Source organism: Paraburkholderia podalyriae (genome assembly GCF_014397785.1).
Classification (GTDB): Bacteria; Pseudomonadota; Gammaproteobacteria; order Burkholderiales; family Burkholderiaceae; genus Paraburkholderia; species Paraburkholderia podalyriae.
The window spans coordinates 1-1,598 of record NZ_VZQQ01000205.1; the positions used below are offsets into that span (position 1 = coordinate 1).

A 1,598-nucleotide genomic window follows, 5' to 3' on the forward strand; every position below is an offset into this window, starting at 1 on the left:
TCGGGCCAGCATCGGAACGCTGCTGATGGACTTGCTCTCCGAGCAGGAAGACACCGGTCGCGCTGCCCGCTTCGACATCGAACTGCTGGCAGTGCGTCTCGCGCAAGCAACGGCCTGGATCGCGGCGAAGCAGACGACACGCCTCTCGTTCGGCTACTTCGGCGCGAGCACGGGCGCGGCTGCGGCGATCCGCGCGGCGCACGTGTCGTGGTTCCCGATTGAGGCGATCGTTTCGCGAGGCGGCAGGCCCGATCTCGCCGGACGCGACGTCCTCGCCGCGGCGCAGGCGCCTACGTCGCTCGTGGTAGGCGGGCTCGACGCCAATGTCATCGAAGTCAACCGGGAGGCTTTCGCTCTGCTCGAATGTCCGAAGGATCTTGTGATCGTCCCCGGCGCGACCCACCTGTTCGAAGAGCCCGGCACACTGGAAGCCGTTGCGCGATACGCGGTGCAGTGGTTCGAGCGTTATCTCGGCGCCTAAGCGCCCGCACGCAGCACGAGCGTGTCGTTAGCGCGGCGCTCCAGAGTGGCGCCCAATGGCTGACTCTCCCGATTCAGCGTTTCGTGTAACCATCGAATGCCTTCTTCAGGCGCCCGGTTGATCTGGAAGTGGCGTGTCTGCGTCGGCGTCATCGACAGTTCGGCCAGCGTGCCCGTTTCAAGGTCGAGCGTGGGAAAATACATCAGCGCAAGGTCGCTGCGAAACGCTTCCTGACCGCCGATACCTTCATAGTCGTTGATGAAGTCCCCGGCACCGTACAGGACGAGTTTGCCTCGATACAGCTCGATGCCCTTCACGTGATGCGACGAATGGCCGTGTACGAGATTCACGCCCGCCGAATCGATGAGTTCGTGCGCGAAGTATCGCTGCGAAGCAGGTATGTCGAAATCGAAGTTCTCGCCCCAATGGATCGAGACGATGACGATGTCGGCTGCCTGCCTGACCGCTCGCACCTGCGCTGCGATCGTGCATACGGTGTCAGCCGAAAGATCAGAGAGCCGGTTCACGCCGGGGCGGCCCCGATCGGCGGCCCAGTCCGCGCCCACGCCGCTGCATTCCGTGGCAAAGGCGAAGATCATCACTCTGCCGCCGCCCGCCAGTTCGATCAAGGCAGGCGCGGCCGCCTCGACGTCGTCCTGCCCCGCGCCAGCCGTATGAATGCCGGCTGAACGCAAGGCATTCAGAGTTTCCGTCAACCCGCGAAAGCCCCAGTCGAGCACATGATTATTCGCGAGCGCGCAGCAGTCGATTTTCGCGGCGCTCAAGACGGGCGCGTTGGCGGGGTGCATGCGGTAGTGGATGCCCTTTCTGGGCCATGCGTCCTCGCTGGATGTGACGGCCGTCTCGAGGTTGATGATGCGCGTGGCAGGACTCATGCGCTCCAGTTCGAGCAGCGCATCGCCCCACACGTAGCCGAACGGGACACACTCCGGTAACGGGCCGGTTTTCGCTTCAGCGAGGCGCACATAGCCTCTCGCCGAACGCATATAGGGTTCGAAGAGATGGGGCCGGTTCGGATGCGGCAGTATCTGATCGATACCGCGTCCCAACATCACGTCCCCGCACAGAAACAGCTTGACGCAGTTCATCCTTCGGG

Annotated in this window: 2 protein-coding genes; one reads left to right on the forward strand and one right to left on the reverse strand. The window is 63.5% G+C overall.

Annotation, left to right across the window (positions count from 1 at the left end; all coding sequences use genetic code 11):
- Positions 1-481 (forward strand): dienelactone hydrolase family protein (locus F6X42_RS42510; RefSeq protein WP_187639717.1); only part of this gene is annotated, 481 nt, incomplete at its 5' end.
- Here F6X42_RS42510 and F6X42_RS42515 read toward each other — a convergent pair.
- Complete coding sequence (locus tag F6X42_RS42515) at positions 478-1,590, reverse strand: CapA family protein (protein WP_187639718.1); 1,113 nt, start codon at positions 1,588-1,590, stop codon at positions 478-480. The genes F6X42_RS42510 and F6X42_RS42515 overlap by 4 nt on opposite strands.
- Positions 1,591-1,598: the final 8 nt, after the last annotated feature.